Annotated in this window: 10 protein-coding genes; all 10 read right to left on the bottom strand. The window is 37.2% G+C overall.

What is annotated here, in order from left to right:
• Positions 1 to 106 precede the first annotated feature (106 nt).
• Positions 107 to 334 carry a hypothetical protein gene (locus INQ25_RS04380; protein WP_213863149.1) on the bottom strand — a complete coding sequence of 76 codons (228 nt, stop codon included), beginning with the start codon at positions 332 to 334 and terminating at the stop codon, positions 107 to 109.
• Positions 331 to 558, bottom strand: coding sequence for a hypothetical protein (locus INQ25_RS04375; protein WP_213863149.1), 228 nt, complete (start codon positions 556 to 558; stop codon positions 331 to 333). Before INQ25_RS04375 ends, INQ25_RS04380 begins: the two co-directional genes overlap by 4 nt.
• Positions 555 to 782: a hypothetical protein gene (locus INQ25_RS04370; RefSeq protein WP_213863149.1), complete on the bottom strand. Its 228-nt coding sequence runs from the start codon at positions 780 to 782 to the stop codon at positions 555 to 557. Before INQ25_RS04370 ends, INQ25_RS04375 begins: the two co-directional genes overlap by 4 nt.
• On the bottom strand, positions 779 to 1,006 hold the full coding sequence (locus INQ25_RS04365; protein WP_213863149.1) for a hypothetical protein: 228 nt from the start codon (positions 1,004 to 1,006) through the stop codon (positions 779 to 781). The genes INQ25_RS04370 and INQ25_RS04365 overlap by 4 nt, the downstream gene beginning before the upstream one ends.
• Positions 1,003 to 1,230, bottom strand: a complete 228-nt coding sequence (locus INQ25_RS04360) for a hypothetical protein (RefSeq protein ID WP_213863149.1) — start codon at positions 1,228 to 1,230, stop codon at positions 1,003 to 1,005. Before INQ25_RS04360 ends, INQ25_RS04365 begins: the two co-directional genes overlap by 4 nt.
• On the bottom strand, positions 1,227 to 1,454 hold the full coding sequence (locus INQ25_RS04355) for a hypothetical protein (RefSeq protein WP_213863149.1): 228 nt from the start codon (positions 1,452 to 1,454) through the stop codon (positions 1,227 to 1,229). Before INQ25_RS04355 ends, INQ25_RS04360 begins: the two co-directional genes overlap by 4 nt.
• A gap of 78 nt (positions 1,455 to 1,532) precedes the next feature.
• Positions 1,533 to 3,806, bottom strand: a complete 2,274-nt coding sequence (pnp, locus tag INQ25_RS04350; protein WP_095742791.1) for a polyribonucleotide nucleotidyltransferase — start codon at positions 3,804 to 3,806, stop codon at positions 1,533 to 1,535.
• A 14-nt stretch (positions 3,807 to 3,820) separates the two neighbouring features.
• Positions 3,821 to 4,093: a 30S ribosomal protein S15 gene (gene rpsO, locus INQ25_RS04345; RefSeq protein ID WP_006279944.1), complete on the bottom strand. Its 273-nt coding sequence runs from the start codon at positions 4,091 to 4,093 to the stop codon at positions 3,821 to 3,823.
• Between the two features lie 12 nt (positions 4,094 to 4,105).
• Entirely contained in the window at positions 4,106 to 4,399 is a 294-nt protein-coding gene (locus INQ25_RS04340) for a hypothetical protein (protein ID WP_343231081.1), read from the bottom strand.
• Between the two features lie 51 nt (positions 4,400 to 4,450).
• Positions 4,451 to 4,998, bottom strand: a 548-nt coding sequence (locus tag INQ25_RS04335; protein WP_246484092.1) for a transposase, incomplete at its 5' end; no start/stop codon positions are given.

Below are 4,998 nucleotides of genomic sequence, written 5' to 3'. Positions count from 1 at the left end.
TTTCGGCCTATTTCTGTTGCTGAAACCAGAACGAGGACGAGGAGGCCTCTTATGGTGACTTCCTCCAGGTTTTCTACTAAATGAATTATTGTAATAATTATCCCTGTCATTTGGACCATCTTTCCTTTCCTCTCGTCATTCCAGTGTTAAGCACTGGAATGACGAGAGGTAACGCAAGAAGTTTACTCTTAATAAAAACCTGATGATGAATCATTATTACCAAATTTCGGCCTATTTCTGTTGCTGAAACCAGAACGAGGACGAGGAGGCCTCTTATGGTGACTTCCTCCAGGTTTTCTACTAAATGAATTATTGTAATAATTATCCCTGTCATTTGGACCATCTTTCCTTTCCTCTCGTCATTCCAGTGTTAAGCACTGGAATGACGAGAGGTAACGCAAGAAGTTTACTCTTAATAAAAACCTGATGATGAATCATTATTACCAAATTTCGGCCTATTTCTGTTGCTGAAACCAGAACGAGGACGAGGAGGCCTCTTATGGTGACTTCCTCCAGGTTTTCTACTAAATGAATTATTGTAATAATTATCCCTGTCATTTGGACCATCTTTCCTTTCCTCTCGTCATTCCAGTGTTAAGCACTGGAATGACGAGAGGTAACGCAAGAAGTTTACTCTTAATAAAAACCTGATGATGAATCATTATTACCAAATTTCGGCCTATTTCTGTTGCTGAAACCAGAACGAGGACGAGGAGGCCTCTTATGGTGACTTCCTCCAGGTTTTCTACTAAATGAATTATTGTAATAATTATCCCTGTCATTTGGACCATCTTTCCTTTCCTCTCGTCATTCCAGTGTTAAGCACTGGAATGACGAGAGGTAACGCAAGAAGTTTACTCTTAATAAAAACCTGATGATGAATCATTATTACCAAATTTCGGCCTATTTCTGTTGCTGAAACCAGAACGAGGACGAGGAGGCCTCTTATGGTGACTTCCTCCAGGTTTTCTACTAAATGAATTATTGTAATAATTATCCCTGTCATTTGGACCATCTTTCCTTTCCTCTCGTCATTCCAGTGTTAAGCACTGGAATGACGAGAGGTAACGCAAGAAGTTTACTCTTAATAAAAACCTGATGATGAATCATTATTACCAAATTTCGGCCTATTTCTGTTGCTGAAACCAGAACGAGGACGAGGAGGCCTCTTATGGTGACTTCCTCCAGGTTTTCTACTAAATGAATTATTGTAATAATTATCCCTGTCATTTGGACCATCTTTCCTTTCCTCTCGTCATTCCAGTGTTAAGCACTGGAATGACGAGAGGTAACGCAAGAAGTTTACTCTTAATAAAAACCTGATGATGAATCATTATTACCAAATTTCGGCCTATTTCTGTTGCTGAAACCAGAACGAGGACGAGGAGGCCTCTTATGGTGACTTCCTCCAGGTTTTCTACTAAATGAATTATTGTAATAATTATCCCTGTCATTTGGACCATCTTTCCTTTCCTCTCGTCATTCCAGTGTTAAGCACTGGAATGACGAGAGGTAACGCAAGAAGTTTACTCTTAATAAAAACCTGATGATGAATCATTATTACCAAATTTCGGCCTATTTCTGTTGCTGAAACCAGAACGAGGACGAGGAGGCCTCTTATGGTGACTTCCTCCAGGTTTTCTACTAAATGAATTATTGTAATAATTATCCCTGTCATTTGGACCATCTTTCCTTTCCTCGTTGTAAAGCTCACCTTCAAAAAACTCTCCCGTCTCTTGATCAACCCGACGTCTTGACAACTTTGGACACCCACCTTTTTCGAAGTCAATTACTAGTGCTTTGAAAGTATCATCTTGTTTAAGTACGCTCTCTATAGAATCTATATGTTCATTAGCTACTTCACTTATGTGCATTTTTCCTTTTCTGCCATTAAGAAATTCAAGCTCTACAATAGACTTCTCTATTCTTACAACCTTGACATCAACTATAGAACCTTGTTCTAGTTCTGTTATTGAATCAATCATCATACTCTTTGCAATTTCAGCTTCAGTGCCACTCGTAGCAAAAACAGAAACTTTACCATCATCTCCTATTTCAATTTTTGCATTACTTCTTTCACACACACTGCGTATATTTTTCCCCTTAGAACCTATAGCAGCAGAAATTTTGTCTTTATCTATGTAAAATGATAACATCCTTGGTGCATGGTCTTTGACATCATCACTGTGTTCTGAAATCACTGCATTCATTTTTTCTAAAATATGTAATCTTCCAGCTTTTGCCTGTTCTAAAGATTTTTCAACAATTTCAAAGCTTATACCAGAAATTTTCATGTCCATTTGTAGCGCCGTAACCCCTTCACTAGTTCCTGCTACTTTAAAGTCCATATCACCAAGATAATCTTCATCACCAAGTATATCGGAAAGTATTACATACTCGTCTTTATCTTTGATGAGACCCATAGCAATTCCAGCAACAGGGGCCTTTATTGGCACACCCGTATCCATTAAAGCAAGAGAAGTCCCACAAACTGTTGCCATAGAAGAAGAACCATCAGACTCCAAAATTTCGGACACTACTCTTATTGTATAAGGAAATTCAGACTTATCGGGTAAAACAGGATGAATTGCTTTCCAAGCAAGTTTGCCATGACCGATTTCTCTTCTTCCTGGTGCACGCGCAGCAGAAGTTTCTCCAACAGCAAATGAGGGAAAGTTATAATGCAACATGAAATGCTCACGTCTATCCCCTTCAATATCATCCACAATTTGCTCATCTTGAGTGGTGCCAAGAGCAGTAACAACCAGTGCCTGAGTATTGCCTCTTGTAAATAGTGCAGAACCGTGAGTTTTGGACAGAATATCAACTTCAACTTCTATCTGACGTATCTCATCATGCTTACGACCGTCTATCCTTACACTTTTCTTCCTAATTATTTCACGTACTAAAGATCTTTCAAAGTTTTTTACTGCATACGTAATTAACTTTTCGTCTTTTCCAGTTTCTTTAAGAGTATTCAATATATTCTCTCTGATCGCTTCTAGAGCTTGAACTCGCTCTTGTTTTACTGTTTGCGAATATGCTTTTTCAAAATCTTTACCGTATTTTTCGAGCTCTTGTGTTATATCTGATGCATCAATAGGGGCAAAGCTCTCAGGTTTATTGCCAATTGTATCAGCAAACTCTTTTATGAGCTTAATGACAGGCTTAAGGTGTTCATGGCCAAATTTTATTGCATTAAAAACATTTTCTTCAGAGAGCTCTTTCACTTCTGATTCAACCATTAAAATTGAATTTTCATCACCAGACAAAAACAGATCCAAGCTGCTTGCTTTCATCTCTTGAACAGAAGGGTTGAGTATATAGTTATTATTTTCATCACAACCAACCATCACTCCAGCTATAGTAAAGTGAAAGGGAACGCCAGAAATTGCAAGAGCTGCAACAGCACCAATCAATGCTGGCACTTCAGGAGGATTGACTGTATCATAAGTTAATAGATTGCACACCACACTAATTTCATCATGAAATCCTTCTGGGAATAGTGGTCTTATACTTCTATCTATTACTCTTGAGATTAAAGTTTCTCTATCAGATGGCTTGCCTTCTCTTTTAAAAAACCCGCCAGGGATCTTACCCATGGCATAGCTTTTTGCGATAAACTGCACATTTAAAGGTAGGAAATCAACGCTTTCTTCCTTCTTTTTACGTACAACAGTTACTAAAACAGAAGTATCACCGTAATTTACAACTACTGAACCATGAGCTTGGCGTGCTATTTTTCCTGTTTCTAAAGATAAGGCACGACCACCCCACTCTATAGATTTTTTTATAATTTTAAACATATTAAATTCCTCGATTATTTTCTAATGCCTAACTTCTCTATTAATTCCTGATAGGCTTCATTACCAAATTTACGCTTTATATAATTTAAGTGCTTGCGTCTTCTACCTATCAATATAAGTAAACCACGCTTAGAGTGATGGTCATGCTTGTGCACTTTAAAATGCTCAGTTAAGTTACTGATCCTCTCGGTCAAAATTGCACATTGTACAAAAGATGAGCCTGTATCATCTTCTTTAATTGCATATATATTTATCAAACTCTTTTTCTTTTCGGATGTTATCGACATCTAAACCTCATTTTAAATATTAAAAACACGAATAGGTTTCACACAACCATAAATAAAACTGCAGATTGCAATAGGTACACTACCCACCACCGTACAACAAATATCATGATTCTTTAAATTACGCAAGTTATTTAATACAACTTCCTGACCTTTTCTGATTTTCCCCGCATCTTCTAGGGGAATTTCAACTTTGAACATCGATTTTAAAGCCGATTCAATGGGGATGACGAAACTTTTTGTATTACTCCCTGTCACTCCATCATCTTCTGTCATCCCACCCCCCTCTGTCATCCAAGTAGCTGACACTGGGATGGCTTTGTTGCATCACACTTTATGAGATGGTGATTTATGGTAAATTCATGTAACTATCTCAAATTTAGCCATACCAATATCAGTGAATTTATTAAGCAAATAGCATTTGATTAGCAGTTCTTTTTCTCGATTTATCTCAGATTTATTCCTAAAACTAAATCCGAATATTTGCTTTAATCTTGAGAAAAACCCTTCAATATAAGATCTTTTCCCATAATTTACTTCTTTTTTCCATTCTTTCATGCCATCTTCACCGTATAATTTTATTAACCTAATAGCAGCATTCCTGTCAGACATATAATCTATTTCTGGATGTTCTGCCGCATTGTTTATTGGTGGAATTTTTGTCTTTATATCATATTCGTTACACAACTTATAAAACTTGTGCCTATCACATGCTCTATCTGCATATAGTGCTTTTATGGCATGCTGAAAATCAACTTCTTTTAGCAAATCACAAGCTCCATAGTGATCAGAGTAGACACCGTTACTGTATTTTACAGCTATGGCTTTTTTGTTGTTTATATTCAACATTACGTGCAATTTTCTCGTTTGCTCATAGCCACGATATTTTCTGTCAGTGCTATTTTCCT

Source organism: Wolbachia endosymbiont of Rhagoletis cerasi (assembly GCF_018454475.1).
In the GTDB taxonomy this organism is placed as follows: domain Bacteria; phylum Pseudomonadota; class Alphaproteobacteria; order Rickettsiales; family Anaplasmataceae; genus Wolbachia; species Wolbachia pipientis.
The sequence above is the reverse complement of the archived record's forward strand: the minus strand, read 5'-3'. Positions and strand labels throughout refer to the sequence as shown.